This window comes from Stenotrophomonas sp. TWI1149, assembly GCF_039673155.1.
Taxonomy (GTDB): Bacteria; Pseudomonadota; Gammaproteobacteria; order Xanthomonadales; family Xanthomonadaceae; genus Stenotrophomonas; species Stenotrophomonas maltophilia_AA.
In genome coordinates, this window is record NZ_JBDJLB010000002.1 from 213,836 (window position 1) to 240,627 (window position 26,792).

The 26,792-nt window shown below is 67.1% G+C and carries 25 protein-coding genes and 4 tRNA genes; 15 read left to right on the plus strand and 14 right to left on the minus strand.

The features are described 5' to 3' along the window. Positions 1-30 precede the first annotated feature (30 nt). The 7 genes from ubiB (at position 31) to ABE424_RS03140 (ending at position 7,924) form a co-directional block, all read left to right on the plus strand. On the plus strand, positions 31-1,710 hold the full coding sequence (gene ubiB, locus ABE424_RS03110; protein ID WP_176989645.1) for a 2-polyprenylphenol 6-hydroxylase: 1,680 nt from the start codon (positions 31-33) through the stop codon (positions 1,708-1,710). Between the two features lie 437 nt (positions 1,711-2,147). After that, positions 2,148-2,798 carry a transcriptional repressor LexA gene (gene lexA, locus ABE424_RS03115; protein ID WP_176989646.1) on the plus strand — a complete coding sequence of 217 codons (651 nt, stop codon included), beginning with the start codon at positions 2,148-2,150 and terminating at the stop codon, positions 2,796-2,798. Between the two features lie 204 nt (positions 2,799-3,002). Further along, the gene (gene recA / locus ABE424_RS03120) at positions 3,003-4,043 is read left to right on the plus strand and encodes a recombinase RecA (RefSeq protein WP_123728917.1); all 1,041 of its coding nucleotides are present in this window, start codon (positions 3,003-3,005) and stop codon (positions 4,041-4,043) included. 110 nt (positions 4,044-4,153) lie between these two features. Then, positions 4,154-4,645, plus strand: a complete 492-nt coding sequence (gene recX, locus ABE424_RS03125) for a recombination regulator RecX (protein WP_176989647.1) — start codon at positions 4,154-4,156, stop codon at positions 4,643-4,645. Positions 4,646-4,752: 107 nt separating this feature from the next. Beyond that, the gene (alaS, locus tag ABE424_RS03130) at positions 4,753-7,401 is read left to right on the plus strand and encodes an alanine--tRNA ligase (protein WP_346490817.1); all 2,649 of its coding nucleotides are present in this window, start codon (positions 4,753-4,755) and stop codon (positions 7,399-7,401) included. Between the two features lie 145 nt (positions 7,402-7,546). After that, positions 7,547-7,750, plus strand: coding sequence for a carbon storage regulator CsrA (gene csrA, locus ABE424_RS03135; protein WP_019183311.1), 204 nt, complete (start codon positions 7,547-7,549; stop codon positions 7,748-7,750). Between the two features lie 81 nt (positions 7,751-7,831). Continuing rightward, positions 7,832-7,924, plus strand: a tRNA-Ser gene (locus tag ABE424_RS03140). Positions 7,925-7,982: 58 nt separating this feature from the next. Here the strand turns inward: ABE424_RS03140 and ABE424_RS03145 are convergent. Continuing rightward, on the minus strand, positions 7,983-8,462 hold the full coding sequence (locus ABE424_RS03145) for a VOC family protein (protein WP_346490818.1): 480 nt from the start codon (positions 8,460-8,462) through the stop codon (positions 7,983-7,985). Between the two features lie 125 nt (positions 8,463-8,587). Between ABE424_RS03145 and ABE424_RS03150 the strand changes: the two genes are divergently transcribed. The 3 genes from ABE424_RS03150 to ABE424_RS03160 all read left to right on the plus strand — a co-directional run bounded on the left by ABE424_RS03150 (position 8,588) and on the right by ABE424_RS03160 (position 12,922). Next, on the plus strand, positions 8,588-9,229 hold the full coding sequence (locus ABE424_RS03150) for an ankyrin repeat domain-containing protein (protein ID WP_346490964.1): 642 nt from the start codon (positions 8,588-8,590) through the stop codon (positions 9,227-9,229). A 113-nt stretch (positions 9,230-9,342) separates the two neighbouring features. Then, entirely contained in the window at positions 9,343-10,491 is a 1,149-nt protein-coding gene (locus tag ABE424_RS03155; RefSeq protein ID WP_346490819.1) for an aldo/keto reductase, read from the plus strand. A 292-nt stretch (positions 10,492-10,783) separates the two neighbouring features. After that, entirely contained in the window at positions 10,784-12,922 is a 2,139-nt protein-coding gene (locus tag ABE424_RS03160) for a TonB-dependent siderophore receptor (RefSeq protein ID WP_346490965.1), read from the plus strand. A 57-nt stretch (positions 12,923-12,979) separates the two neighbouring features. Here ABE424_RS03160 and ABE424_RS03165 read toward each other — a convergent pair whose 3' ends face one another. Beyond that, positions 12,980-13,681, minus strand: a complete 702-nt coding sequence (locus ABE424_RS03165; protein WP_319211314.1) for a pirin family protein — start codon at positions 13,679-13,681, stop codon at positions 12,980-12,982. 140 nt (positions 13,682-13,821) lie between these two features. On the opposite strand from ABE424_RS03165, the gene ABE424_RS03170 reads away from it, so the two are divergent. Next, the gene (locus ABE424_RS03170; RefSeq protein ID WP_346490820.1) at positions 13,822-14,748 is read left to right on the plus strand and encodes a LysR family transcriptional regulator; all 927 of its coding nucleotides are present in this window, start codon (positions 13,822-13,824) and stop codon (positions 14,746-14,748) included. A gap of 110 nt (positions 14,749-14,858) precedes the next feature. Further along, a complete protein-coding gene (locus ABE424_RS03175; RefSeq protein WP_346489114.1) occupies positions 14,859-16,004 on the plus strand; it encodes an alpha/beta fold hydrolase in 1,146 nt (381 codons plus the stop codon). A gap of 80 nt (positions 16,005-16,084) precedes the next feature. On the opposite strand, the gene ABE424_RS03180 is transcribed toward ABE424_RS03175, so the two are convergent. The 10 genes from ABE424_RS03180 to ABE424_RS03225 form a co-directional block, all read right to left on the minus strand. Continuing rightward, positions 16,085-16,161: transfer RNA gene (locus ABE424_RS03180), tRNA-Arg, on the minus strand. 82 nt (positions 16,162-16,243) lie between these two features. After that, positions 16,244-16,320: transfer RNA gene (locus ABE424_RS03185), tRNA-Arg, on the minus strand. A 54-nt stretch (positions 16,321-16,374) separates the two neighbouring features. After that, positions 16,375-16,451 (minus strand) — tRNA-Arg (locus ABE424_RS03190). Between the two features lie 62 nt (positions 16,452-16,513). After that, a complete protein-coding gene (locus ABE424_RS03195; protein WP_346490821.1) occupies positions 16,514-17,353 on the minus strand; it encodes an alpha/beta fold hydrolase in 840 nt (279 codons plus the stop codon). Further along, on the minus strand, positions 17,350-18,159 hold the full coding sequence (thiD, locus tag ABE424_RS03200; RefSeq protein ID WP_346490822.1) for a bifunctional hydroxymethylpyrimidine kinase/phosphomethylpyrimidine kinase: 810 nt from the start codon (positions 18,157-18,159) through the stop codon (positions 17,350-17,352). The genes ABE424_RS03195 and thiD overlap by 4 nt, the downstream gene beginning before the upstream one ends. A gap of 43 nt (positions 18,160-18,202) precedes the next feature. Beyond that, positions 18,203-18,874, minus strand: coding sequence for a YoaK family protein (locus ABE424_RS03205; protein ID WP_346490823.1), 672 nt, complete (start codon positions 18,872-18,874; stop codon positions 18,203-18,205). 30 nt (positions 18,875-18,904) lie between these two features. Further along, complete coding sequence (locus tag ABE424_RS03210) at positions 18,905-19,384, minus strand: hypothetical protein (protein ID WP_346490966.1); 480 nt, start codon at positions 19,382-19,384, stop codon at positions 18,905-18,907. A 23-nt stretch (positions 19,385-19,407) separates the two neighbouring features. Beyond that, positions 19,408-20,805, minus strand: coding sequence for a PhoH family protein (locus ABE424_RS03215; RefSeq protein WP_179459234.1), 1,398 nt, complete (start codon positions 20,803-20,805; stop codon positions 19,408-19,410). Between the two features lie 81 nt (positions 20,806-20,886). Continuing rightward, a complete protein-coding gene (locus tag ABE424_RS03220) occupies positions 20,887-21,366 on the minus strand; it encodes a peroxiredoxin (RefSeq protein ID WP_346490824.1) in 480 nt (159 codons plus the stop codon). A 78-nt stretch (positions 21,367-21,444) separates the two neighbouring features. Next, complete coding sequence (locus ABE424_RS03225; RefSeq protein WP_019183297.1) at positions 21,445-22,005, minus strand: glycine cleavage system protein R; 561 nt, start codon at positions 22,003-22,005, stop codon at positions 21,445-21,447. A 164-nt stretch (positions 22,006-22,169) separates the two neighbouring features. On the opposite strand from ABE424_RS03225, the gene dapA reads away from it, so the two are divergent. Together dapA and ABE424_RS03235 are read left to right on the plus strand one after the other, a co-directional pair. Continuing rightward, complete coding sequence (dapA, locus tag ABE424_RS03230; RefSeq protein WP_346489203.1) at positions 22,170-23,063, plus strand: 4-hydroxy-tetrahydrodipicolinate synthase; 894 nt, start codon at positions 22,170-22,172, stop codon at positions 23,061-23,063. A 26-nt stretch (positions 23,064-23,089) separates the two neighbouring features. Next, the gene (locus ABE424_RS03235; RefSeq protein ID WP_176989670.1) at positions 23,090-23,614 is read left to right on the plus strand and encodes a hypothetical protein; all 525 of its coding nucleotides are present in this window, start codon (positions 23,090-23,092) and stop codon (positions 23,612-23,614) included. A 204-nt stretch (positions 23,615-23,818) separates the two neighbouring features. Here the strand turns inward: ABE424_RS03235 and fdxA are convergent, their stop codons facing one another. Next, a complete protein-coding gene (gene fdxA / locus ABE424_RS03240) occupies positions 23,819-24,142 on the minus strand; it encodes a ferredoxin FdxA (RefSeq protein WP_123728932.1) in 324 nt (107 codons plus the stop codon). A 105-nt stretch (positions 24,143-24,247) separates the two neighbouring features. Next, entirely contained in the window at positions 24,248-25,180 is a 933-nt protein-coding gene (locus ABE424_RS03245; protein WP_346490825.1) for an SMP-30/gluconolactonase/LRE family protein, read from the minus strand. A gap of 156 nt (positions 25,181-25,336) precedes the next feature. Between ABE424_RS03245 and ABE424_RS03250 the strand changes: the two genes are divergently transcribed. Next, positions 25,337-26,767, plus strand: a complete 1,431-nt coding sequence (locus ABE424_RS03250; RefSeq protein WP_346490826.1) for a sugar porter family MFS transporter — start codon at positions 25,337-25,339, stop codon at positions 26,765-26,767. Positions 26,768-26,792: the final 25 nt, after the last annotated feature.

Here is a 26,792-nt window from a genome sequence, read left to right on the forward strand (position 1 = left end):
GACCGGGTGTGCTGACAGGAGAGTGGGCCGATGTGGGAAACGCTGGGTACCGTGCGTGACCTGGGGCGATTGCAGGAAATCGCGTCGGTCCTGATCCGCTATGGCTTCGGCGACCTGGTGCGCCGCATCGGCTTGGCCGATGTGCTCGAACGTGCCGGCCGGCTGCTGCACTGGAACGACACCCAGCAGATGCTGCGGATGACCGCGCCGGTGCGCGTGCGCCGTGCGATGGAAGACCTGGGCCCCACCTTCGTCAAACTCGGCCAGGTGCTGGCGACCCGCGTGGACCTGTTCCCGCCGGACTGGATCGCTGAATTCTCCGAACTGCAGAACGCCGTGCCCGCGTTGCCGTATGCACAGGTGCGCGATCAGCTGGAGCGCGACCTGGGCGCGCCCGCGACCGAGGTGTTCGCGTGGCTGGATGAAACGCCGATGGCGGCGGCGTCGCTGGCGCAGGCCCACCGCGCGACCCTGCACGACGGCACTGCAGTGGTGCTGAAGATCCGTCGGCCGGGCATCCGTGACGTGATCGAGGCCGATCTGCGCCTGCTGGCGCGGCTGGCCGAAATCGTCGAAGCGCGCCTGCCCGACCTGCAGCGCTACCGCCCGGCCGAAGTCGTGCAGCAGTTCCAGGTCTCGCTGCGCCGGGAACTGGATTTTGCCGCCGAATGCCGCAATGCCGAGCGCATCGCGCGCAACTTCCAGGGCCGCGAGGACATCCTGATCCCCAACGTGCACTGGGAGTGGACCTGCGAGAGCCTCAACGTGCAGGACTTCGTCGACGGCATTCCCGGCCGTGACCTGGTCGGTGTCGATGCGGCCGGTCTCGACCGCGTGCAGCTGGCCCGCACCGGTGCGCGCATCGTGCTGAAGATGGTGCTGGAAGATGGCTGTTTCCACGCCGACCCGCACCCGGGCAACATCATCTACCTGCGTGACGGCCGCATCGGCGTGATCGATTTCGGCATGGTCGGTGCGATCTCCGAGCAGCGCCGTTTCCAGGTCGCCCAGTTGCTGCATGGCCTGGTCACCCAGGAGCCGGAACAGGTGGCCGACGTGCTGCTGGACTGGGCCGGGGGCGTGGAGGTCGATGAATCGCGGCTGCAGCAGGACATCAGCACCTTCGTCGACCAGTACCGCGGTGTGCCGCTGAAAGACCTGCACATGGGCCTGATGCTGGGCAACATCACCCAGCTGCTGCGCCAGTACGCGTTGACCCTGCCGGCCGACCTGGCGCTGATGATCAAGACCTTCCTCACCCTGGAAGGCATGGGGCGCCAGCTCGATCCGCAGTTCGACATGGCCAGTGCCGCGCGTCCCTATCTGGAGCGCGTGATGTGGCAGCGCTACTCGCCCGGCGCGATGCTCAAGCGTGGCAAGCGCAGCCTGGTCGGGGTGATGGACCTGGTTGGCGATCTGCCGCGCGATGTGCGCCGCCTGCTGCAGATGGCGCGCCGCGGACGGCTCCAGCTCAAGATCGAGACCACCGCGCTGCAGGGCTTCGGCGACCAGGTCAACCGCGCCGCCAACCGGCTGGTGATGGGGATCGTGACTGCCGCGCTGATCATCGGCTCCTCGATCGTCATGCACAGCGTCGGCGGCATCTCCAGCCGCTGGCTGCTCGCGCTCGGCGTGGCCGGTTTCATCGGCGCCGGGTTCTGCGGCGTGTGGATCCTGTTTTCGATCTGGCGCAGCGGCAAGAACCCGTAGGGTTCTTGCCGCTGGGATCCGAAGGATCCCCGGAATCTCCCGCCCAAGCGGGGGATTCCGTGTAGGTCCGACCGTTGGTCGGACGCTCCTTCCCGACCGGCCCGTCACCGCTGCCCGGTTGCGCCACGCCACGCGTGGTTGCGCCGCCCCGTCACCGCTGCCACGGGTAGAGCCACGCCATGCGTGGCTGCTCCTCATCCGGCCCCCACGAATGCCTGACCCAGGAGATGGCAGAGGCTGAACGCCGGAGAGATGGCCGCAAGCGACATGCGCCCGCGCCGTCAGGCATTGCCGCGCGTTCGCGCGGTCACCGACCAACGGTCGGTGGCTACAGGTGTTGCTGGCGGCTTCGGTCGAGCTTGGACCACCCTTCTTCTATCTGCTCTTCCTCTGCGGGCACTTGCGTGCCCGCATCGTTAGTAGTAATACTACTAACCATGGACCTGACCGATACCCAGCAGGCGATCCTGCAGTTGATCGCCGAGCGTATAGAGACCGATGGCGCACCGCCGTCGCAGACCGAAATCGCCCGTGCGTTCGGCTTCAAGGGCGTCCGGGCCGCGCAGTACCATCTGGAGGCGCTGGAGCAGGCCGGGGCGATCCGTCGCATCCCGGGCCAGGCCCGCGGCATCCGGCTGGTCCAGGCGCCGTCGCTGCAGAGCGGCCTGCCCGAGTCGCTGCCCGCCTCGGCGCTGCCGGACCATGTCCTGCGCCTGCCGGTGCTGGGCCGGGTCGCGGCCGGTCTGCCGATCGGGGCGGACATCGGCTCGGACGATTTCGTGGTTCTGGACCGGGTGTTCTTCTCGCCGGCACCGGATTACCTGCTGAAAGTGCAGGGCGACTCGATGATCGACGAAGGCATCTTCGACGGCGACCTGATCGGCGTGCACCGCACCCGCGACGCCCGGTCTGGCCAGATCGTGGTGGCCCGTATCGATGACGAGATCACGGTCAAGCTGTTGAAGATGGGCAAGGACCGGATCCGCCTGCTGCCGCGCAACCCCGATTACAAGCCGATCGAAGTCCTGCCCGACCAGGACTTCGCCATCGAAGGCCTCTATTGCGGGTTGCTGCGGCCCAACCGCTGACCCGGTTCTCCCCCCTATTACGCGCGGTCTTTTGTGGCACATCTCTGGTTCTGCTGAGGTTGGTACGGATGTCCGATACTTTTTTTCCGAACGCCGGGCAGAATCTCAGCCCGTGCGATACGCCAGCCTTAAAGTGAACCCATGGCCAAGAAGACTTCCAAAGACAGCACCTCCACCGATACGACCTCTGCAAGGACCACTCCGATGGACGAAAACAAAAAGCGCGCCCTCACCGCCGCGCTGAGCCAGATCGAAAAGCAGTTCGGCAAGGGCGCCGTGATGCGCATGGGCGACCGCGTCGTCGAGGCGGTCGAGGTCATCCCGACCGGTTCGCTGATGCTGGATATCGCCCTCGGTATCGGTGGCCTGCCCAAGGGCCGTGTCGTGGAGATCTACGGTCCGGAATCCTCGGGCAAGACCACCCTGACCCTGCAGGCGATCGCCGAATGCCAGAAGAAGGGCGGTACCGCCGCCTTCATCGATGCCGAGCACGCGCTGGATCCGATCTACGCCGCCAAGCTGGGCGTCAACGTGGACGACCTGCTGCTCTCGCAGCCGGATACCGGTGAGCAGGCGCTGGAAATCGCCGACATGCTGGTGCGGTCGAGCTCGGTGGACATCGTGGTGGTCGACTCGGTCGCCGCGCTGACACCGAAGGCCGAAATCGAAGGCGAAATGGGCGACCAGCTGCCGGGCCTGCAGGCCCGTCTGATGAGCCAGGCCCTGCGCAAGCTGACCGGCAACATCAAGCGCTCCAACACCCTGGTGGTCTTCATCAACCAGCTGCGCCACAAGATCGGCGTGATGATGCCGGGCCAGAGCCCGGAAGTGACCACCGGCGGCAACGCGCTGAAGTTCTATGCCTCGGTGCGCCTGGACATCCGCCGTATCGGCGCGATCAAGAAGGGCGACGAGATCATCGGCAACCAGACCAAGATCAAGGTGGTCAAGAACAAGCTGGCGCCCCCGTTCAAGCAGGTCATCACCGAGATCCTGTACGGCGAAGGCATCAGCCGCGAAGGCGAACTGATCGACATGGGCGTGGAAGCCAAGCTGGTCGAGAAGGCCGGCGCCTGGTACAGCTACGGCGAAGAGCGCATCGGCCAGGGCAAGGACAACGCCCGCGGCTACCTGCGCGACAACCCGCAGATTGCCCAGCGCCTGGAAGCCGAGCTGCGCGAGAAGTTCCAGCCGGAAGAAGCCGTGCGCGAAGGCGGCGACGAGGCCGAAGACGACGCCGAATGAGTTTCCTGCGGGGCAGGGCAGCGCCGTCAGTGACGCTCGCCCTGTCCCGCAGTTTCACGTATCCCCGACGGGATGGCGCCAAGGACGGCGCACTGTAATGGACTGCTGCCATGCAAGACTCCGAAGCCCCCGCACCCCGGCGCAAGCGCCGTGTCCAGGAACAGACGCCGGTCCAGCGGGCGTTGGGGCTGCTGGTGCGCCGCGAGCATTCGCGTAAAGAACTGACCCGCAAGCTCCAGGCCCGTGGCATCGAGAACGAGGCGGCCGAGGCGGCCGTCGCCAAGCTGGCCGAGGCCGGCTGGCAGGATGACACCCGGTTTGCCGAGAACCTGGTCCGGATCCGGGCCAACACGGGCTATGGCCCGATCCACATCCGCGCCGAACTGGGCACGCATGGGCTGGACAGCGACCAGATCGCCGCCGCCATGGACACCTTTGAAGGCGATTGGACCGAGAACGCCCGCGACCTGGTCTGCCGCCGTTTCGGCGACGCCGGCCCGCAGGAACTGCCTGCGCGGCGCAAAGCCGCCGATCTTCTGGCCCGCCGCGGGTTCCCCGGCGACAGCATCCGCCAGGCCACCCGTTACGACCCTGAGGACTGAGCGGCCCGGGCCTGATACCCTTTGTGGTTTCGGCGGTCCTGCAGTTGACACCCGGCCATTGGGGCTGCGTGCCAGGGACTGACCGGCCCGCACAAAGCCAGCCCCCCATGAACGCATCCGTCAAATTCACTACCTCCCAGATCCGCAGCGATTTCCTTGAGTTCTTCAAGGGCAAAGGCCATACGATCGTGCCGTCGGCGCCGCTGGTGCCGGGCAATGATCCGACCCTGCTGTTCACCAACTCCGGCATGGTGCAGTTCAAGGACGTGTTCCTTGGCGCCGAGAAGCGCAGCTACGTGCGCGCGGCCGACGTCCAGCGCTGCCTGCGCGCCGGTGGCAAGCACAACGATCTGGACCAGGTCGGTTACACCGCGCGCCACCACACCTTCTTTGAAATGCTGGGCAACTGGTCGTTCGGCGATTACTTCAAGAAGGACGCCATCGCCTGGGCCTGGGAACTGCTGACCCAGGTCTGGAAGCTGCCGGCCGAGCGCCTGCTGGTCACCGTCTACCAGACCGATGATGAGGCCTATGCGCTGTGGCGCGACATGGTGGGCATTCCGGAAGAACGGATCGTGCGCATCGGCGATAACAAGGGCGCGCCGTTTGCCTCGGACAACTTCTGGCAGATGGCCGAAACCGGCCCCTGCGGCCCGTGCACCGAAATCTTCTATGACCATGGCGACCATATCGCCGGTGGCCCCCCGGGCTCGCCGGATGAAGACGGCGACCGCTTCATCGAGATCTGGAACCTGGTCTTCATGCAGTTCGACCGCCAGCCCGACGGCACCCTCGTGCCGCTGCCGGCGCCGTGCGTGGATACCGGCATGGGCCTGGAGCGTCTGGCCGCGATCCTGCAGCACGTCCACACCAACTACGAGATCGACCTGTTCCAGGCGCTGATCCGCAAGGCCAGCGAGCTGACCGGCATGGCCGATCTGGAGAACAAGTCGCTGCGCGTGATCGCCGATCACATCCGCGCCTGCTCGTTCCTGATCGTCGATGGCGTGCTGCCGTCCAACGAAGGCCGTGGCTACGTGCTGCGCCGGATCATCCGCCGCGCCCTGCGCCATGGCTGGATGCTGGGCGTGCGCCAGCCGTTCTTCAGCAAGCTGGTGCCGACCCTGGTCGAGCAGATGGGCGTGGCCTATCCCGAACTGCCGGCGCAGGTCGACACCGTCGTGCGCGCGCTGCAGGCCGAAGAAGAGCGTTTCGCTGAAACGCTGGATTCGGGCATGAAGATCTTCGACGACGTCGCGGCCAAGGTCAGCAACGGCGTGATCCCGGGCGTGGATGCGTTCCGCCTGTACGACACCTACGGCTTCCCGCTCGATCTCACCCAGGACATCGCGCGCGAGCGTGACCTGACCGTGGATATCGAGGGCTTCAACGCCGCGATGGACACCCAGCGCGAGACCGCGCGCGCGGCCGGCAAGTTCGGCGGCGGCGTGACACTGTCGGCCGATCTGGTCGCCACGCTCAAGCCGACCGTGTTCCTCGGGTACGACCGCCTGCAGGCCGACGACCTCACCGTGGTGGCGATCCTCAAGGAGGGCCGCCCGGTGGATACCGCGCAGTCCGGCGACGACGTCATCGTGCTGACCAACCAGACCCCGTTCTACGCCGAATCCGGTGGCCAGGTCGGCGACAACGGCAGCCTGTCGGGCGGTGGCGTGCAGGTTGACGTCAGCGACACCCAGAAGTTCGCGGGCCAGTTCCATGGGCACGTGGGCAGGATCACCTCCGGCACCCTGAAGGTTGGCGACGTGCTGTCCGGCCAGGTCGATGGCCAGCGCCGCGGCGCGACCATCCTCAACCACTCGGCCACCCACCTGCTGCATGCCGCCCTGCGCGAAGTGCTGGGCACCCACGTGCAGCAGAAGGGCTCGCTGGTCGCACCCGATCGCCTGCGCTTCGACTTCTCGCACTTCGCGCCGATCAGCGCCGAGGACCTGGCGATCATCGAACGCAAGGTCAACGAGCAGGTGCGCGCCAACAACGCGGCCGAAGTCCACAACATGGGCATGCAGGAAGCGCTCGACTTCGGTGCGATGGCGCTGTTCGGCGAGAAGTACGGCGAGCACGTGCGTGTGCTGAAGATGGGCGATTACTCCACCGAACTGTGTGGCGGTACGCATGTGACGCGCACCGGTGACATCGGCCTGTTCAAGATCACCGCTGAAGGCGGTGTGTCCTCGGGCGTGCGCCGCATCGAAGCGGTGACCGGGCAGGGCGCGCTGGATTACGTGGCCCATGAAGAAGCGCAGCTCAGCGAAGCGGCCGCACTGCTCGGCGGCAACGCCGGCGACGTGGTCGACAAGATCCGCCAGCTGGGCGAACGCCAGAAGAAGCTCGAGCGCGAGCTCGAGGCGCTCAAGGCCAAGCAGGCCGCCGGTGCGACCGCCGATCTCGGCGCCGCCGCGGTCGAGGTCAACGGCATCAAGATCCTGGCCGCGCGCCTGGAAGGCTTTGATGCCAAGGCGCTGCGCGATGCGATCGACCGCCTCAAGCAGCAGCTCGGCAACGCGGTGATCGTGCTGGCCGGCACCCAGGACGGCAAGGCGGCCCTGGTCGCGGGCGTGAACGGCAGCGCAATGGGCAAGGTCAAGGCCGGGGAACTGTTGGCCCATATCGCCAGTCAGATCGGGGGCAAGGGCGGCGGCCGCCCGGACCTCGCCCAGGGTGGTGGTGAGGACGGGCCCGCCCTTGCTTCTGCACTGGCTGCGGTCGTCGACTGGGTCACCCCCCGTATCTGAACAGCCTGAAGCCTCCTGCTCCTTGATGGGGCGGGAGGCCTGACGGTACTATGGCGAATCTTTTCCCGTTGTCGTGGGGCGCTCTTGCCGGGGCGCCAAGCCGGTGGGGAAATGCCACCACCGGTTCCCCTGGAGACTTGAACAAATGTTGATCCTGACTCGCCGTGTAGGCGAAACCCTGATGATCGGTGACTCGGTCAGCGTGACCGTGCTCGGCGTCAAGGGCAACCAGGTGCGTATCGGTATCACCGCTCCGAAGGACGTGGCCGTGCACCGCGAAGAGATTTACCAGCGCATCCAGCGCGGTGATGAGCCGAATGCATCCGGAAGTGAAAATTCTTCGGATTAAGGCTTTACCTGAGGGCGCGGAAAACGTTATTATTCGCGCCCCCGCTGAGATGATTCATCACGGCGGCGGACCCAGAACACTGGAGCGGTGCCCGAGTGGCTGAAGGGGCTCCCCTGCTAAGGGAGTATAGGGCTTAAAACTCTATCGAGGGTTCGAATCCCTCCCGCTCCGCCAGTTGTAGAGAAGGCCTTCGTACGCGAGTACGGAGGCCTTTTTCTTTGCGCGATCCGGTTCAAACGACCGACTTGCAGACCGCCTCGATCCGATGCCCATCGGGGTCGATCAGGAACGCGGCGTAGTAGTGATCGCCATAGTCCCCGCGCAGTCCCGGCGCGCCATTGCAGGTGCCGCCGACCGCCAGCGCGTCGCGATGGAACGCGTCCACGGCCTGGCGGGACAGGGCGCCGAACGCGAGGTGGAATCCAGGGCCGGGCGCTGCCGCATCGGCCCGCAGTTTCAGGCACACCAGGTCCTCATCCTCCGCGTAGCCATATCCGATCGCCTCGTCGTCTTCGAAGACGCGGCGCATGCCCAGCGCACCGAGCGCGGCATCGTGGAAGGCAGCGGCACGCGCGAGATCGCGCACGCCCAGGGAAATGTGATGCAGCATGGCGATGTGCGTCCGTGTCGAATGTCGTGCGCAGCGTCGCATGAAATCGGCGGAACGCGCGCCGGCCGACACATTCGGATGGCGAATGCGGTCGATCCCCAAACTTCATTGGCACCGGCGCGGCGGCTCGGCTACGGTCGTTCTCCAGCGGCGCCCCACCGGGCGCCTCCCGTGGAAGGAGCAGGAACATGTCGATGGGACGGAGGTCGCTGCGGGGTTGGGTGGTCATGAGCCTGCTGATGGGCATGGTCATGCCGGCCAGTGCCGCCTCGTTGGAAGAGCGGCTGCATCGGGCGGCGGAGAAGGGTGACGCCACTGCGGTGCGTATGCTGCTGGGGCAGGGCGCCCGGGTGGATGCGCGCGGCGTGGCGAAGGCGACGCCGTTGCTGGTCGCGACCCACCACAACCACGTGGAGGCCGCGCTGGCGCTGATCCAGGCCGGTGCCGACGTCAATGCCAAGGACGCGATCCAGGACAGCCCCTACCTCTACGCCGGTGCCCGCGGGCATCTCGAGATCCTGCGCGCGACGCTGGCAGCCGGTGCGGACCTGAAGAGCACCAACCGCTACGGTGGCACCGCACTCATTCCAGCGGCCGAACGCGGGCACGTGGAGACCGTGGCGACGCTGATCGCGGCCGGTGTCGACGTGGATCACGTCAACAACCTGCAGTGGACCGCGCTGCTGGAGGCGATCATCCTCGCCGATGGCGGCCCACGGCATGTCGAGATCGTCCGTCAGCTCATCGCGGCAGGCGCGGATGTGAACCTGCCCGACGGTGAAGGCGTGAGCCCGCTGCAGCATGCACGCCAGCGCGGCTACCGCGAAATCGAGACGCTGCTTCTTGCCGCAGGCGCTGGCCAGGGCTGAGCATCCGCGGGCCGGGAGCGGGCCGTGTTGCCGCTGCCTTGACGCGGCAACCGCATGCTCTGCACCGCCGCTCTGCGAAGGTGGCCACTTCCCCCGCAGAAACAGGAGTCGCCGTGAACACACGCCGCCACTTCCTCTCTGTTGCCGCCGCCGGTACCGCAGCGTTCGCCGCCTCGCCGCTGATGGCGCAGTCCGCCGGCCCGGGCAGTGTGCTGCCCACCCGCGGCAACGCTGCGGCAAAGCCGTTGCCTGGCAATCCCGCGCAACAGGGCAGGCGTTACCGTCCGCACACCCGCCTGGGCCTGGGCGGCGTCGCGATCGGCAATGGTTTCGAGGCCGCGACCGATGCGCAGAGCGAAGCCACCCTGGCCGCAGCGTACGCGGCCGGGGTGCGCTACTTCGATACCTCGCCCTGGTACGGGCTTGGCCTGAGCGAGCGTCGGTACGGCCATCACCTGCACAACCACCCGGCGCGCGAGTACACGCTGTCGACCAAGGTCGGGCGCCTGCTGACGGCGACCGCCGGTGAGCTGCAAGAGGTGATGTGGAAGGACCCGTCGCCGTTCCATTACCGCTACGACTACTCCGCGGACGGCACGCGGCGCTCGGTGGAGGACAGCCTCAACCGGCTCGGTGTGTCGCAGCTGGACGTGGTCTTCATCCATGACCTGTCGCCGGACAACGAGAACGACCTGGGCATGCCCTGGGAGAAGCGTTTCGCGGAAGCGGCGAAGGGCGCGATGCCGGCCCTGACCCGCATGCGCGAGGAGGGGTTGATCAAGGCGTGGGGCTTCGGTGTGAACCGTCCCGAGCCCGCACTGCGCGCGGTGGCCGAGGCGGATCCGGACATCTTCCTGCTCGCCTGCCAGTACTCGCTGCTGGACCACGAGCAGGCGTTGCATGACACCTTCCCGAAGATCGCTGCGCACGGCGCGTCGGTGGTGGTCGGCTCGCCGCTGCTGGCCGGCTACCTGGCCGGGCGCGACCGGTATCTCTATGACGGCAAGGTGCCGTCGTGGGCGCCTGAGAAGCGCGCGAAGGTGCAGGCTGTCTGCGATCGTCACGGCGTGGATCTGCGCACGGTGGCGCTGCAGTTCGCCGATGCGCCGGAGGTGGTCTCGGCGGTGATTCCCGGTGCGCGGACGCCGGAACAGGTGATGGCCAATGTCGCCTCCATGTCCGTGGCGATTCCGGCCGCGTTCTGGGATGAGCTGAAGCAGGAGAAGCTGATCGCCTCGGATGCGCCGGTGCCGCGAGGCTGATCCGGCCGGTGGACCTGCCGATCGCTGGACCTGATCGGCACACCGCGTGACCCGCGTCGCCCCGCCTGCAGCGGGGCGCGTCGCCGTGCTCAAGGGCTGTGCATCCGATCGCCTGCGGCGATAGCCTTTCGCTATCGCCCCGGATGCGGCATCATGCCGCCCATTCGTTCCCTCCAGCCGCCGCCAGAGGAGTCACTTCCTGTCTGGAGGCATTGCCGTGTCCGTTGTTCCGTTCCGTGTTGCCCCGATCCACCCGGGTCGCCGTCGTGCTGTTCCCGCGCTCTCCCCGCTGATGCAGGCGATGGCCTGCGGACTGGGCCTGGCCCTGTCCGCCTCGGCCGTGCAGGCCGACGAGGCGCCCAGTGGCGAGGCGCCCCCGAAGGAAGGCGCGCAGACCCTGCAGACGGTGCAGGTCACCGCCAACCAGCTCGGCACCGTGACCGAAGGCAGTGATTCGTATACGCCCGGCACGATCGCCACCGCGACCCGCCTGGTGCTCAGCCCGCGCCAGACCCCGCAGTCGATCAGCGTGATCACCCGGCAGGAAATGAACGACTTCGGCCTCAACGGCATCGACGACGTCATGAAGGTCACGCCCGGCGTGAGCATCGTCACCTATGACAGCGAGCGCACCGAGTACTACGCGCGCGGCTTCGCGGTGCAGAACTTCCAGTATGACGGCATTCCGATGGCGCGTGATTCGGCGTACTCGGCCGGCAACACGCTCAGCGACATGGCCATCTACGATCGCATCGAAGTGCTCAAGGGCGCCACCGGCCTGCTCACCGGCATGGGCGACCCGGGCGCGACCATCAACCTGGTGCGCAAGAAGCCGACGCGCGAACTGACCGGCAGCGCCACGCTGGGGGTGGGCTCGTGGGACAGCTATCGCGCCGAGGTCGATGTCGGCGGGCCGCTCACCGACAGTGGCCGCGTGCGCGGCCGCGTGGTCGGCGCCTACCAGGACAGGCATTCCAATGCCGACCACTACCAGCGCAGCAATGAGGTGTTCTACGGCATCCTCGAGGCCGACATCGGCGAGAGCACGCTGCTGACCGTCGGTGCCGATTACCAGGACAGCGATCCCGAGGGTTCCAGCTGGGGCGGCATTCCGCTGCTGGACAGCCAAGGCAACTTCAACACGATGCCGCGCTCGTTCAACAACGGCGCGCGCTGGAGCCGCTGGGGCCAGTACGCCCGCACCGGCTTCGCCACGCTGGAGCACACCTTCGGCAATGACTGGGTCGCCAAGCTGCAGCTCAACCACCAGGTCAACGGGTATGACGCCTCGCTGGGTGCCGCGGCCGGTGGCAATCCGGATCCGGTCACTGGTGAAGGCGTGAGCATGTGGCTGGGCCAGTACATCGGCAGGACCACCAGCAACGCCGCCGATCTGTACGTGAGTGGGAAGTTCGAGTGGTTCGGCCGCCAGCACGAGCTGGTGGTCGGCGGCAGCGTGTCGCGCAAGCGCTGGGTCAACAACGGCTACTCGCCGCAGCCGGGCTATGTCAGCAGCGTTGCCGACTACTACGCCTGGACCGGCGATGTGCCCGAGCCGGACTGGCAGTGGGGCTACGGTGACAACCAGGTCACCCGCGAAAGCGGTGCCTACGTGGTGGGCCGTTTCGACCTGGCCGACCCGCTGAAGCTGATCGTCGGCAGCCGCATCGCGAACTACACGTCTCCGGATACCGACGAGAGTGGCGTGGTCGTGCCGTACGCCGGCCTGGTGTACGACCTCAACCGCAACTTCTCGGTGTTCGCCAGCTACAGCACCATCTTCAAGCCGCAGGGCAACCAGGACGAACAGGGCCGGGTGCTGGATCCGATGGAAGGGCGCAGCTACGAGGCCGGCCTGAAGGCGGAGTTCTACGACGGTCGGCTCAACGCCAGCGCGGCGGTGTTCCAGCTGGAGCAGGACAATTACGCACAACCGACCGGCGGCAGGACGCCGAGCGGCGGGATCGCCTATGAAGGCCTGATGGGGGTGCGCACCAAGGGCTATGAGCTGGAGGTATCGGGTCAGCTGGCGCCGGGCTGGCAGGTCCAGGGCGGCTATGCGCACAAGATCGCGCGCCAGCAGTCCACCAAGGTCTCCACGCTGGAGCCGGAAGATCAGTTCAGCGTGCACACCAGCTACCGCCTCACCGGTGCAGCCGATGGCTGGAGCGTGGGCGGTGGCGCGCGCTGGCAGGGCAGCACGTTCGGCACCATCACCAACCCCGCCACCGGCGGGAGCCAGCTCCATCGCACCGAGCCGTACTGGCTGCTCGATGCCATGGCGCGCTATCAGTTCAACGACCAGCTGTCGGCGACGCTCAACGTCAACAACCTGCTGGACAAGCACTACTACACGATCTTCAGCTGGTACAGCACCTACACCTGGGGCGAGCCGCGCAACGTGCGGCTGACGCTGAACTACAAATTCTGATCCACGCAACGAACGACACCCCGGGCAACCGGGGTGTCTGCGTTTGAGGCCGGGTGGTTACAGCGCCAGCTCGAACACGATGACTTCCGCGTCGTTGGCGTTTTCCAGCGTCAGCTGTGCCTCGTCGCTGACCTGCAGCGCATCGCCGGTCTCCAGCGTGATGCCGTTGACCTGCAGCTGCCCGCGGGCGACCTGCACGTAGGCACCGCGGCGCGGGGCCAGTGGCAGGTGGACACGGTCGTCGCCGTCCAGGATCGTGGCGTAGATGTTGGCGTCCTGGTGGATCAGCAGCGACCCCTCACGGCCATCGCGCGAGGCGATCAGGCGCAGCTGGCCGCGCTTGGTGTCCGGGGCGAAGTGGGTCTCCTGGTAGCTCGGGGTGATGTTCTCCTGGTCGGGGAACAGCCAGATCTGCAGGAAGTGCACCGCTTCGTCGGCCGAGTGGTTGAACTCGCTGTGGCTGACGCCGCTGCCGGCGCTCATGCGCTGCACGTCGCCGTAGCGCAGCACCGAGCCGGTGCCCATCGAGTCCTTGTGCTCCAGCGCGCCGCCGAGCACGTAGGAGATGATCTCCATGTTGCTGTGGCTGTGCGTGCCGAAGCCCTGGCCACCCTGGACGCGGTCTTCGTTGATCACCCGCAGCGGGCCGAAGCTGACGTAGCGCGGGTCGTAATAGTTGGCGAAGGAGAAGGTGTGCATGGAGTTCAGCCAGCCATGGTCGGCCTTGCCACGGGTGTTGCTCTTGCGGATCTGCAGCATGGGAATCTCCTTGGTGTTCGATGGTTTCGATGGCGGTCCGGGGCGGTCGCTGCCGTCCCCTTTCCTGTTGCGGCCAGTATCCGCTTGCTCCGCCCGCTTGAAAAACGGATAGTTTTGCAAGCCATCATCGAAAAATTCGAATGCTCAAGCTCAGTCTCGACGCCCTGCAGATCCTCGATGCCATCGACCGCCGGGGCTCGTTCGCCGCGGCCGGCAAGGCCCTGCACAAGGTGCCTTCGACCATTTCCTACACCGTCTCCAAGCTGGAGGAGGACCTGGGCGTGCAGCTGTTCGACCGGGTCGGGCCGCGTGCGCACGTGACCCCGGCCGGGGAGGCGCTGCTGGAAGAGGGGCGCCACCTGCTGCGGGCGGCGCGCGAGCTGGAGATGCGGGTGCGGCGGGTGGCCTCCGGCTGGGAGGCCGAACTGACCGTGGCGGTCGACTCGATGTTCGTGCCGGCACTGCTGGCCGAGGACGTGCGCGCTTTCAATTCGGTGGCCGAACAGACCCGGATGCGGCTGATCAGTGAATCGCTGTCGGGCACCTGGGAGGCGCTGCTGGACCGGCGCGCGGACCTGCTGGTCGGCGCGGCGGGCGAGGGGCCCAGTGGTGGCGGCTACGTGGTCGAGCCGATGGGCGTGGTGCGTTTCGTGTTCGCGGTGGCGCCCTCGCACCCGCTGGCCACCGCGCCCGAGCCGCTGGGCCGCGAGCAGCTGGCCGGCCACTGTGCCATCGCCGTGGCCGATTCGGCGCGGCGGCTGCTGCCGCGCACGGTCGGGCTGCTGATGGGGCAGGAGACGGTCACCGTGCCGGACATGGTCAGCAAGTTCCGCCTGCAGTGTGCGGGCCTGGGGTTCGGCTTCCTGCCCGAGCCGTATGTGCAGCAGGCGGTGCGCGAAGGGCGGCTGGTGATCCGGCAGGTCGAGGAGCCCAAGCCGGATGAGACCTTCTGGCTGGCCTGGCGCACCGGCGAGGAGGGGGCCGCGCTGAAGTGGTGGCGCGAGCGGATGCAGCGCCCGGAGGTGCTGGCGGGCTGGTGGCCGACCATGGAGGCCTGGCTGGGCTAGTCAACCTGAATCGTGGCCTCGCTGTCATCGGATGGTCATCTGGATGCGATAGAGCGCCGTCGGCGTGATCGGTAATCTGCCCGACTCGTCTGGTTTTCGCACATCTCCCCATGAAGCGCTTGCTGCTGTTGCTGCTGGCCGGGGCTGGCCTGTGGCTGGCTGCCTGCTCCTCCCTGACCTCCACCGCCGCCTCGACCTCGTTGAGCGATCGGCTGATCGCGCCGGGTGGCGTGTCCACGCTGCTGGACACCGCGCGCATCGCCGAAGCGGTGGACAGCGTGCCCAACCGGCACGGCCTCGTGACCGGCCGCGCGGGCGTGCCGATCTTCTGGCGGGCCTTCGACCCGGGCCAGTACGGGGTGCGCTACGAATACCTCGCCCAGCAGCACGAGAACGGCGAGCCGCTGCGCACCGGCATGGCGCTGGACCTGCCGCATCCGTTCCAGCCGCAGGCGCCACGCGGCACGGTGGTGCTGCTGCACGGCTGGATGATGAACGGTGATGCGATGCTGCCGTGGTCGCTGCAGCTGGCGCAGTCCGGCTACCGCGTGGTCACCATCGACCTGCGCAACCACGGCCATTCCGGCGCCGGCCCGTCCGGCTACGGCACCTTCGAATCGGATGACGTGGTCGATGTCATCGCGGCGTTGAAGGCGCGCGGCGAGGTGGTCGGGCCGCTGTACCTGTTCGGCGTTTCCTACGGTGCGGCCACTGCGCTGTTCACCGCCGACAAGCTCGGCGACCAGGTCACCGGCGTGGTGGCGATGGAGTCCTTCGCCAATGCCGGCGATGCGATCCGCAGCATGATCCCGCACCTGATGTCGCTGCAGCCCACCGCATGGAAGGCGCAGGCCATGGCGGCCTACGGGCGCTGGCGCTATGGCGGGCAGGATATCGACCAGGTGATCGCCGCCGCCAGCCAGCGCCTGGATCTGGACCTGGATCGCGTCGACGTCACCCGCGCGCTGGCCGACAGCCGCGCCTGCGTGCTGCTGCTGCACGGCCAGGACGATGCGCACGTGCCGGTCGGGCAGGGCCGCCGCCTGGCCGCCGCCAGCCCGCGCGTGCATTACATCGAGATGCGTGGCGAAGACCACATCACCCTCCCGCTGCGGGTGGACCTGCTGGGCGGCGTGGTGGACGACTGGCTGGCGCATGACGACCACGCCGGTGGCGCGTGCCCGGCGCCGGAGCTGCCCGGTGAAGCCGATCTGATGGCGATGCAGGCGGCCCAGGCACCCGCACCGCAGGGATGAGCTTTTGGTAGTGCCGGCCGCTGGCCGGCGCCAACGCAAAAAAAAACAGCAACCGATGGCTGCTGTCTTCGTCGATGCAATGGTGCGCCCGGAGAGATTCGAACTCCCGACCGCCTGGTTCGTAGCCAGGTACTCTATCCAACTGAGCTACGGGCGCATTTGCATTGTCTGGTTGTGTGTCCTGCCGCGCGTGTCGCCACGTTCGACGGGAAGGCAGGCGAGCCTGCCGTTCGATGTAATGGTGCGCCCGGAGAGATTCGAACTCCCGACCGCCTGGTTCGTAGCCAGGTACTCTATCCAACTGAGCTACGGGCGCATTTACATCGAATTTTCATTACTGATACCGACGGCGAAATCGATACCCTGTTGATGGTGCGCCCGGAGAGATTCGAACTCCCGACCGCCTGGTTCGTAGCCAGGTACTCTATCCAACTGAGCTACGGGCGCGTCAACAGGAGCGGAATTATGCGGATCGGCGTCGCATTCGTCAACGGTTTTTGTGAAGGTCTTCATTCAAATGAATGAAAAAGCCGGTCCACCACGGCTTCCGGCGTTTTCATCCACGCGAAGTGATCGGCACGCGCACCCAGCATCTGCGCACTGATCACGCTGAGCTGCGCACGCATGCCCGGCATCTTGTCCAGCAGGCCCTGCATCGATCCCGTCGGGGCCAGCCAGTCGGCCTCCATCACCACCGCGGTGGCCTGGCCACGCAGGTCGCGCATGCCGGCCTCCAGATCGGTCGCCATGCCGACGGCCGCGTAGTGGTTGTTGAGGCCCACGCGCGACCAGTCGCGGATCAACCCGCGTGCCTCGATGCCGCCAAAGCCGAGCTTCTTGCCGTGCAGGACCCCCTGGCGCTGGGCCAGCCAGGGCAGGAAGCGATACACCAGCGGCAGCGTCCAGCCACGCGGGGCAGGGAAGGTGCGCCAGTACGGCGTGCCGCTGGCCACCAGCCAGATGCGGCCAAAACGCTGCGGATGCAGCCCGGCGAAGCAGCAGGCGAGCTGGCCGCCGAGACTGTGGCCGCCGATGATCAACGGTGTTTCAGATTCCCCTGGCACGTTTGCGAGGCTCGCCGGCAGGTCCTGCTCGAGGATTTCCCGATAGCCCCAATCTTGCGTGCGCGAGGGCCGCAGGCTGCTGCTTCCATTGCCACGCCACTCGTGCAGGTACACCGCGATGCCGCGTGCGGCCAGCGCCTCGGCGAAGGGCAGGTAGTGCCGCGCGGCGACACCCAGCGCAGGCAGCCACAGCAGCCGCGCGCGCGGCTGCACGGGGACGCGCGCCAGCAGCTCGAAGCGATGGCCGTCTGCGGCCTGCACGGGCAGGGGCGAGGCGTCGATCATGCCGGGCGTGCCGCGCCGAAGTGGTCGATCACCAGCACCTCGCTGCGGCCGGGGTAATAGCCGCCCTGCAGCCCGCGCGCGACGTAATCGATGGCCGCTTCGCAGGCGTTCGGCAAGGACAGCCCCTGGCACAGTTGCGCGGCGATGGCCGAGGCCAGCGTGCAGCCGGTGCCGTGCGCATCCACCGGCAGCCGCGTATGGATGAATTCTTCGCGGGTCACACCGTCGAAGTAGCGATCGATCACGCGGCTGCCTTCGTCCAGATGGCCGCCCTTGAGCAGTACCGCACCGGCGCCCAGTTCCAGCAGCGCGTCGGCGGCATCCTCTGCGTCTTCGGCGGTAACGATGCGGCGGCCAAGCAGCAGCTCCGCTTCGGGTGTGTTGGGCGTCAGCAGCGTGGCCAGTGGGATCAGGCGGCTACGCATCGCCGCCAGTGCACTGTCCTCCAGCAGCTTGGCGCCGCTGGTGGCGACCATCACCGGATCCAGCACCACGTGCGGAGGCCGGTGCTTTTCCAGTGCGTCGGCGACCAGGCGTATCACTTCGGCGTTGGCCAGCATGCCCAGCTTCACCGCATGGATGTCGAAGTCGGCGAAACAGGCATCGATCTGCGCCTGCAGGAAATCCAGCGGCGGCACGTGCACGGCGATGACGCCACGGGTGTTCTGTGCGGTAAGCGCGGCAATCGCGGAGAGCCCATGCACGCGATGGGCGGCGAAGGCCTTCAGGTCGGCCTGGATGCCGGCACCCCCGCCGGAATCGGAGCCGGCGATGGTCAGGGCGGAAACGGGGCTGGACGGTGTCATGCCCCGATTGTGCAATGTTTGCCGCGGCATTGCTGCCGCGCCCTCAGCGCGCCCGCAGCAGTGCCCACTGCCGGTACAGCACGTAGCCGAGCCCGGTGCCGCCGGTCAGCAGGGCAGGGGCGAGCAGGGCGTCGTAGCCGAAGCGCAGGAACAACATGGCGCCGATCACGCCGCCGGCCAGGAAGCCACTGATGATCAGTCCGCTCAGGGTCAGGCGCCGGATCGGCAGCGGCAGGCCGCGCAGCAGATGGCCCAGGCCGATGCCCAGGTCGGTGAACATGCCGCTGAGATGGGTGGTGCGCACCACCGCGCCACTGAAGGTGGTCGCCATCGCGTTCTGCAGGCCGCAGGCCATCGCCGCCGCCAGTGCACCCCAGATCTGCTGCTGCTTGAACAGCGGGATCGCGATCAGCAGCAACACCGATTCCAGCGCCAGCACCACGCCATAGCGTCGGCCCAGCTGCAGGCCGCTGTCCTGGATGATCATGCCGCTGAGCGTGGCACCTGCACAGAATGCGATCAGCAGCCCCCATAGAGGCGCGACCAATCGCCAGTCCCGCTGGGCGAGCGCCATGCCGAGCTGGCTGGTGGTGCCGGTCATGTGGCTCACCGCCTGGTGCTCGAACCCCAGGAAGCCGACCACGTTGACCATCCCGGCCACGCAGGACAGGGCGATCGCCCCGATCCAGACCCAAGTGGGCAGCCGGATGCTCATCCGGCGTGCGCGGTGGGGGTCACGGCACGATCAACGACCCGGGGGCGGGCCGTTGAACTGCACATCCGAGAAGCTGCCGCTGGCCGGATCGAACACCGCGCCCCAGAACTGCGCGCCCCCATCGCAGACCCGGATCGCTTCGCGGGCCGGATCGATGTCGGCGTCATCGGGCAGATGGAAGGCATTGAGGTAGATCAGCTTGCGCCCGCTCATTTCGATGCCGACGTACTGGCGATCGAAATCGGCAGCCTTTGGCACCTGCGCCTCCAGCGTCGGCAATGCGGCCTCCAGCTGCTCGACGTCCTTGCGGCTGGGCGCCCAGTAACCGGTGACCCGCCCGGCCTCGCGGCCGGGACTGTCGCGCGAGCAGGTATCCAGGACCTGGGCGGCGACCACCGGTCGCGTCACCACCCAGGACTGGCCGGTCTTGATCGCGGTCGGGACGCTGGCGCCCGGCCGCGTATTGGCGGGCGTGCAGGCCGCCGCCAGCGCGGCAAGCGCCAGCGGCAGGACGGCACGTGACAGGGAACGGCTCACAACACCTCCGAAGCGTAATCGGCCAGGCGCGAACGCTCGCCACGACGCAGCGTGATGTGCGCGCTGTGCGGCCAGTTCTTGAAGCGGTCCACCGCGTAGGTCAGACCCGAGGTGGTCTCGGTCAGGTACGGGGTATCGATCTGTTCGACGTTGCCCAGGCAGACGATCTTGGTGCCGGGGCCGGCACGGGTGATCAGGGTCTTCATCTGCTTGGGGGTGAGGTTCTGCGCTTCATCCAGGATCAGATAGCGCGACAGGAACGTACGGCCACGCATGAAATTCAGCGAGCGGATCTTGATCCGGCTGGCGATCAGGTCGTTGGTCGCCGCACGGCCCCATGCGCCGCCTTCCTGGGTATGCGTCAGCACTTCCAGGTTGTCGGTCAGCGCGCCCATCCACGGCGTCATCTTCTCTTCCTCGGTACCGGGCAGGAAACCGATGTCCTCGCCGACGCTGACCGTCGCGCGGGTCATGATGATCTCGCGGTAACGCTGCTGGTCCATGGTCTGGGCCAGGCCGGCGGCCAGCGCGAGCAGGGTCTTGCCGGTGCCGGCGGTGCCGAGCAGGGTGACGAAATCGATCTCCGGGTCCATCAGCGCGTTGAGCGCGAAGTTCTGTTCGCGGTTGCGCGCGCTGATGCCCCACACCGCGTGGCTGCCATGGCGGAAATCGTTGACCAGCGACAGCGTGATCTTGTCGCCGTCCATCTTGGCCACGCGCAGTTCGACTTCATCGTCGCCCGGCAGGTAGGCGTACTGGTTGGGATGCCAGTTCTCGTCTTCGCTGGCGATGATCTCGTAACTGGTGCGGCCCTTGTCGCTCCAGCTGCGCAGGTTGTCGGTGTGCTTCTTCCAGAAGTCTTCCGGCAGCTCGGTGGCACCGGTATAGAGCAGGCTGAAATCGTCCAGCGCGCGGTCGTTCTCGTAATCCTCGGACACGATGCCGGCGATCGCCGCCTTGATCCGCAGGTTGATGTCCTTGGAGACGAACACCACCGGGATGTCCGGCACCTGCTCTTTCAGCGCCAGGATCGCGCCGAGGATGGCGTTGTCGGGGATGACCGCGCCGAAGCTCTTGCCGGCCTCGAAGTGACTGGTCTGGAACCGCAGCAGGCCCACGCTCTGCTTGCCGCGCAGCTGCAGCCCGTTCGGGCGCTGCAGCGGGATGCCATCGGCCAGGTTGTCCAGGCCAGAGGCCTGCACCAGCTCATTGAGGAAGCGGCTGACCTGGCGCGCATTGCGGCTCGCCTCGGTGGTGCCCTTCTTGCCGTTGTCCAGCTCTTCGATCACCTGCATCGGCAGGTAGACATCATGCTCCTCGAACTTGAACAGCGCGGTCGGATCGTGCATGAGCACGTTGGTATCCAGTACGTAGATGCGCTTGCCTCGGGTCATCGTCAATTCCTGGTGGCAGAACAGGGACAAGCCATCACGACCTGCGGGGCAGGGTGATGGCCATTGGGGGTGCCGGGTTGATCACTGGGCTTTCGCGGCCTTCAGGGCTTCAAGGACGGTGTCTGCGTGGCCGGCCACTTTGACCTTGCGCCACACCTGCACGATACGACTGTCCGGCGAAATGAGGAAGGTGCTGCGTTCGATGCCACGCACCTGCTTGCCGTACATGTTCTTCAGCTTGATCACGTCGAACGCGGTGCACAGCGCTTCGTCGCCATCGCTGATCAGCGGGAAGGCGAAGCCCTGCTTGGCGCAGAAGTTGTCGTGGGATTTGACCGAATCGCGGGAGACGCCGAAGACGCGGGCGCCGGCCTTCGTGAACTGCGGGAGCAGCGCGTTGAAATCGATGCCCTCGGTGGTGCAGCCCGGGGTGCTGTCCTTGGGATAGAAGTACAGCACCAGCCACTGGCCGGCCAGATCGCCGAGGGTGGTGCTCTCGCCGCCGGACAAGGCCAGCGGCAGTGCGAGGGTGGTGCTGTCCAGGGTGTCGCCGTCGTTCATGGGTTCCTTTCCGGATCCTGGGGTACGTCTACTACACCTGCATGAAACCCCGCGCGCCCGTGACGAACGCGCGAAACATCAGAACTTCATTGGATCCATGATCGCATCGAGGTTCAGGTGATCGCAGAACTCGAGGAAATCATCGCGCAGCGCGGCGATGTGCATGTTGGCCGGCACGCCGATGGTGACCTGCGCGGAGAACATTTCGGCACCGGTCTGCATCGCGCGGTAACGCGTGCTCTGCAGGTTTTCGATGGTGATGCCCTGGCGGTCGAAGAAATCGGCCAGCTGGAAGAGGATGCCCGGCTTGTCGGCCGCGATCACCTCCACGATGTAGGGCAGCAGGTTGGACTGCGCCTGCTTGGCACCGGTGCGGTACCAGACCAGCTTCAGGCCTTCCTCGCGCTCGAGCCGGGTCAGCATCGCCTCCAGCTTGGCCACCGAATCCCACGAGCCGGTGGCCAGGGCGGTGACGGAGACGTCGCGACCGACCGTGGCCAGGCGGGCATCGACCAGATTGCAGCCACTGTCGGCGATACGCCGGGTCACAGGCAGCAGGGGGGACTCCGGATGCGTCGTATAGGCGTTGATCAGGAGGTGGTTTTCGGTCGGCGCAGGCCGCGGCGTGGTGTCGGTCAAGATGGTTCCGGGTGATGCAAGGTGAGTCTGAACGGCCGGACGACGGCACGTTCGCCGGAGTCCAGCATACTTGCCCGCGCTTTCGACCCGCAAGTAACATGCAACGTACATCTGGCCGGCGTTTACGCAGGCAGGGTGCCCCCTTTCTTCCGAGCACGATGTCCTTGTCCCTTTCCGGTCTCATCACCGCGCTGGCGACGCCCTTCCAGGCGAACGGCGCATTGGATCCCGACGGTTGGCAGCGCCTGCTGCACCTGCAACTGGAGGGTGGTGTTCACGGTGTCGTGGTGGCCGGTTCGACCGGTGAAGCGGCGGCCCTGTCCGACGACGAATACGACCAGCTGCTGCGCAGTGCGGTCAAAACCGTGGCCGGGCGCATTCCGGTGCTGGCCGGGACCGGGCTGTCGGGGACGGCCAAAACCATCGAGCAGACCCGCCGGGCGGCCGCCAATGGCGCCACCCACGCGCTGGTAGTGACCCCGCCGTACGTGCGCCCGACCCAGGCCGGCCTGATCGCGCATTACCGCGCGGTGGCCGACCAGGGCGGCCTGCCGGTCATCCTGTACAACGTGCCCGGGCGCACCGGCTGCGACATGCTGCCCGAAACCGTGGCCGAACTGGCCCGCCACCCGAACATCGTGGGCATCAAGGAAGCGGTCGGCGATGTCGGCCGGGTCCATGCGCTGCTGGCCCTGCGTTCGCCGGACTTCGTCATTCTCAGCGGCGACGATGGCACCGCCGCGCGCTCTATCCTGTCCGGCGTGGATGGCCTGATCTCGGTCGGCTCCAACGCGCTGCCGGGGGCCTACCGCCGGATGTGCGACCTGGCCGCGGCCGGTGAGCGCGAGGCGGCCGAGGCGTGGGACGCCCGTCTTGAGCCCTTCCATGAATTCTGCGGCGTGGAGTCCAACCCGATCCCGGTGAAGGACCTGCTGCGCCGGATCGGCATTGGTGACGGCCTGCGCCTGCCGCTGCTGCCCTTGTCCGCGGCCCATCACGCCGCTGCCGAACACCTGGCCACCGATATCGGTGCGCTGGAAGCACTATCCAACCACTGATGACAGTGGTCACCCAGGAGATTCCCATGCGTCAATCCGTTTCCGCCTTCCGCGTGCTGTCCTTCGCGATCCTGGCTACCGCCACCCTCATCGGCACCACCGGTTGCTTCAAGCGCGGCGCCAAGGGCGACTACGCTCTGGCCCCGGAAGTGCGCCCGCTGGAAGTGCCGCCGGATCTGAACGTCCCGGCCGGCCAGGCCGCCGCCACCGCCGCGACCAGCTCCTCGCTGGCCTCGCAGGCCGCGCGTCCGGCCCCGGCCTCGACCCAGGCTGCCGCCAACAATGCCGGTTTCACCGTGCCGGGTACCAAGGAAGAGGTGTTCGCCAAGGTCGGCACCGCGCTGGAGTCCGTTGAAGGCGTGAAGATCGCCAGCAAGGCCCAGCTGCTCGGTTCCTACGACGTGGCCTTCGAAGGCAGCGACTTCCTGGTCCGCGTGGTCGCCGTCGATGCCGGTGCCTACGTCTCTGCCGTGGATCCGCGTGGCCTGCCGGCGACCGCCGCAGCCCCGACCAAGCTGCTGGGTGAGCTGAAGGCGAAGCTGGCTCCGTAAGGAGCCAGCGGTAGGCCCGGCCGCTGGCCGGGCAGGCACGCATCGCGTGCCGTCCGGGCTGGCCTGGATGGCATCGGCGCGAAGGGCAGCCGGCCAGCGGCCGGCACTACCGGAAATGCGTGTCGGACGAGCGGAATATCTGTCTCAGACAAACGAAAAGGGCGCCCTCGGCGCCCTTTTTCGTTGCCGCCAGAACCCGGAGGCTCAGCGTTCCAGCAGCTTCAGCTTGTCCGGCTTGCCGTCCCATTCGCCGGCATCGGCGGGCGGGTCCTTGCGCACGGTCAGCACCGGCCAGGCCTGGGCCAGTTCGGCGTTCAGCGCCACGAACGCTTCCTGCCCGGCGGGCACGTCGTCTTCGGGGAAGATCGCGTTGACCGGGCACTCCGGTTCGCACAGGGTGCAATCGATGCACTCATCCGGGTCGATCACCAGGAAGTTGGGGCCTTCATGGAAGCAATCCACAGGGCACACTTCCACGCAATCGGTGTGTTTGCACTTGATGCAGTTTTCGGTGACGACAAAAGGCATGGCTGGATCTGGATCCGACAGTAAGCCGGACAATTCTAGAACAGGTTGGTCCGCGGCGCGGGATCGGATCGCGCCTCAAACCCCGAAATGCCCTCGGCGCAAGGCTCAGGACCAGCGGAAGGGCTGCTCGGGCAGGCCCGCGATGCCGGTTTCCAGCGCAAACACGCCGCCCGCGCGCGGGCTGGCCGCCAGTTCCGCCGCGCTGTGGTCGAGCCGGGAGCTGGTGATCATCAACTGCCGCAGCGACGGCCCGCCGAGTGCGACGCAGGTCGGGTTCCGTACCGGCAGCAGCACGACCCGGTCGATCTGGCCGTCGGGTCGATAGCGCACTACGCGGGAGGCCCGCCACTGCGCGTTCCAGACGCCGCCTTCGGCATCGACGATGGCGCCATCGGGCTCCCAGCCCGGATCGGGCAGGGCAGCAAACAGGCGGGGTGGGCCGCAGTGCGCGCGCGCGGCGTCGTAGTCGCAGCACCACAGCGCCGGGCGCACCGAATCGCAGAAGTACATCGTGGCGCCGTCCGCGCTGAAACAGATCGCGTTGGGGATCACGACGGCGGGCAGGTTCAGTTCGCGCAGGCCGTGCCGCATCGAGAACTGGTAGAAGCGGCCGAGCGGCGCACGCGCAGGATCCTCGCTCATGGTGCCGAACACCAGGTTGCCGGCGCGGTCGGTCCGGCCGTCATTGCTGCGCGTGTCCGCGACCTCGGGCTGCACATCGGCCAGCCATTCCAGGGGCGGAGCGGGGGCATCGCCATCGCGGTCGAGATCCAGGCGCTGCAGCGAGCCGGCCAGCGCGATCAGCAGGCGGCCGTCCTCGCCCTCGGCCAGGCAGCCGGGGCGGTCGGGCAGCAACCAGCTGCGGTGGCTGCCATCGGCGGTACGGTACTGCCACAGGCGGCGCTCGCTGATGTCCACCCAGAACAGGCATTGCCGCCGCGGCGACCAGAGTGCACCTTCGCCATGAGTACAACGGCTGTCGACCAGCAGGGGGGCATCCGCGACAGGGGTAGCGGGTGCGGCGATGGCATCGGGCATGGGGCAGGTCTCACGACAGCAGGGGCTGCCGCATTGGCAGGGACTGCCGCATTCTGCCATCCGGCCGATCAATCCCGTGTGCGCTGCAGGTGTGAGAATCTGGTCCCCCGTCCCTGCTGCGCGGATCCGCAGCGTCCCTTCAACCCAGGGTTTCCCATGTCCAGTGCTTCGCTCAGCAGTCCCCGCGCCGGCAACGGCGAGAACACCGGCTTCATCATCCTGATCAGCTGCGTGGCCACCATCGGTGGCTTCCTGTTCGGGTTCGACAGTGGCGTGATCAACGGCACCGTGGATGGCCTGAAGGACACCTTCCAGTCCAGTTCGGCCGGGATCGGCTTCGAGGTCGCCTCGATGCTGCTCGGCTGCGCGATCGGTGCGTTCTTCGCGGGCCGCCTCGGCGACCGGCTCGGTCGTCGCGGCGTGCTGATCATCGCCGCGGTGATGTTCCTGCTCTCCGCCCTGGCGGCCGGGGCGGCACACAGCTCCGCGGTGTTCATCATCGCCCGGGTCATCGGCGGCTTCGCGGTCGGTGCGGCGAGCGTGATGTCGCCGGCCTACATCGCCGAGGTCGCCTCGGCCCGGTATCGGGGGCGGCTGGCGACGGTGCAGCAGATCGCGATCATCAGCGGCCTGTTCTGCGCCTTCCTCAGCAACTATCTATTGGCCAAGGCGGCCGGTGCCTCCACCGAGGCGCTGTGGCTGGGGCAGGCGGCATGGCGCTGGATGTTCTGGATGCAGGCCATTCCCTCGCTGCTGTTCCTGTGCCTGCTGCTGGTGATCCCGGAGAGCCCGCGCTTCCTGGTGGTCAAAGGGCGCCGTGACCAGGCCCTGGCGGTGCTGACCCGTCTGTACGGTGCGGCCGAGGCCCAGGCCAAGATCACCGAGATCGAAGGCTCGCTGTCCCGGGACCAGCATCGCCCGACCTTCTCCGACCTGGTCAGCAAGGCCACCGGCAGGCTGCGTCCGATCGTCTGGATCGGCATCGGCCTGGCAGTGTTCCAGCAGCTGGTCGGCATCAACGTCGTCTTCTACTACGGCGCGGTGCTGTGGCAGGCGGTGGGTTTCTCCGAGAACGACGCGCTGCTGATCAACGTGCTGTCCGGAGCGCTGAGCATCGGCGCCTGCCTGATCACCGTGGTCCTGATCGACCGTATCGGGCGCAAGCCGCTGCTGTGGATCGGCTCGGTCGGCATGGCGGTCTCGCTGGCGCTGGTCACCTTCGCCTTTGCCAGTGGCTCGCTCGATGCCGGCGGCAAGCTGCAGTTGACCGACGGCATGGGCACGCTGGCGCTGGTGGCCGCCAACGTCTACGTGATCTTCTTCAACATGTCCTGGGGCCCGGTGATGTGGGTGATGCTGGGCGAGATGTTCCCCAACCAGATCCGTGGCTCGGGGCTGGCGGTGGCCGGTGCGGCGCAGTGGACCGCCAACTTCGCCATCACCGTGTCCTTCCCGGTCCTGCTGGCCAGCATCGGCCTGGCCGGGGCCTATGGCATCTATACGGTCGCGGCGGTGATCTCGGTGTTCTTCGTGCTCCGCTTCGTCAAGGAGACCAAGGGCAAGGAACTGGAGCAGATGGAGGGCTGAGCCGCTTCCGACGGCCCTGCGCGCA

Excerpts from the sequence above, each read along its gene's own strand:
- ABE424_RS03160 (WP_346490965.1), top strand. The coding sequence starts at position 10,784 with ATGCAGGCGATGGCCTGCGGACTGGGCCTGGCCCTGTCCGCCTCGGCC.
- ABE424_RS03250 (WP_346490826.1), top strand. The coding sequence starts at position 25,337 with ATGTCCAGTGCTTCGCTCAGCAGTCCCCGCGCCGGCAACGGCGAGAAC.
- alaS (WP_346490817.1), top strand. The coding sequence starts at position 4,753 with ATGAACGCATCCGTCAAATTCACTACCTCCCAGATCCGCAGCGATTTC.
- ABE424_RS03150 (WP_346490964.1), top strand. The coding sequence starts at position 8,588 with ATGAGCCTGCTGATGGGCATGGTCATGCCGGCCAGTGCCGCCTCGTTG.
- ABE424_RS03195 (WP_346490821.1), bottom strand. The coding sequence starts at position 17,353 with ATGATCGACGCCTCGCCCCTGCCCGTGCAGGCCGCAGACGGCCATCGC.
- ubiB (WP_176989645.1), top strand. The coding sequence starts at position 31 with ATGTGGGAAACGCTGGGTACCGTGCGTGACCTGGGGCGATTGCAGGAA.
- ABE424_RS03165 (WP_319211314.1), bottom strand. The coding sequence starts at position 13,681 with ATGCTGCAGATCCGCAAGAGCAACACCCGTGGCAAGGCCGACCATGGC.
- ABE424_RS03220 (WP_346490824.1), bottom strand. The coding sequence starts at position 21,366 with ATGAACGACGGCGACACCCTGGACAGCACCACCCTCGCACTGCCGCTG.
- ABE424_RS03235 (WP_176989670.1), top strand. The coding sequence starts at position 23,090 with ATGCGTCAATCCGTTTCCGCCTTCCGCGTGCTGTCCTTCGCGATCCTG.
- fdxA (WP_123728932.1), bottom strand. The coding sequence starts at position 24,142 with ATGCCTTTTGTCGTCACCGAAAACTGCATCAAGTGCAAACACACCGAT.
- thiD (WP_346490822.1), bottom strand. The coding sequence starts at position 18,159 with ATGACACCGTCCAGCCCCGTTTCCGCCCTGACCATCGCCGGCTCCGAT.
- recX (WP_176989647.1), top strand. The coding sequence starts at position 4,154 with ATGCAAGACTCCGAAGCCCCCGCACCCCGGCGCAAGCGCCGTGTCCAG.
- csrA (WP_019183311.1), top strand. The coding sequence starts at position 7,547 with ATGTTGATCCTGACTCGCCGTGTAGGCGAAACCCTGATGATCGGTGAC.
- ABE424_RS03170 (WP_346490820.1), top strand. The coding sequence starts at position 13,822 with ATGCTCAAGCTCAGTCTCGACGCCCTGCAGATCCTCGATGCCATCGAC.
- recA (WP_123728917.1), top strand. The coding sequence starts at position 3,003 with ATGGACGAAAACAAAAAGCGCGCCCTCACCGCCGCGCTGAGCCAGATC.
- lexA (WP_176989646.1), top strand. The coding sequence starts at position 2,148 with ATGGACCTGACCGATACCCAGCAGGCGATCCTGCAGTTGATCGCCGAG.
- ABE424_RS03245 (WP_346490825.1), bottom strand. The coding sequence starts at position 25,180 with ATGCCCGATGCCATCGCCGCACCCGCTACCCCTGTCGCGGATGCCCCC.
- ABE424_RS03205 (WP_346490823.1), bottom strand. The coding sequence starts at position 18,874 with ATGAGCATCCGGCTGCCCACTTGGGTCTGGATCGGGGCGATCGCCCTG.
- ABE424_RS03215 (WP_179459234.1), bottom strand. The coding sequence starts at position 20,805 with ATGACCCGAGGCAAGCGCATCTACGTACTGGATACCAACGTGCTCATG.
- ABE424_RS03175 (WP_346489114.1), top strand. The coding sequence starts at position 14,859 with ATGAAGCGCTTGCTGCTGTTGCTGCTGGCCGGGGCTGGCCTGTGGCTG.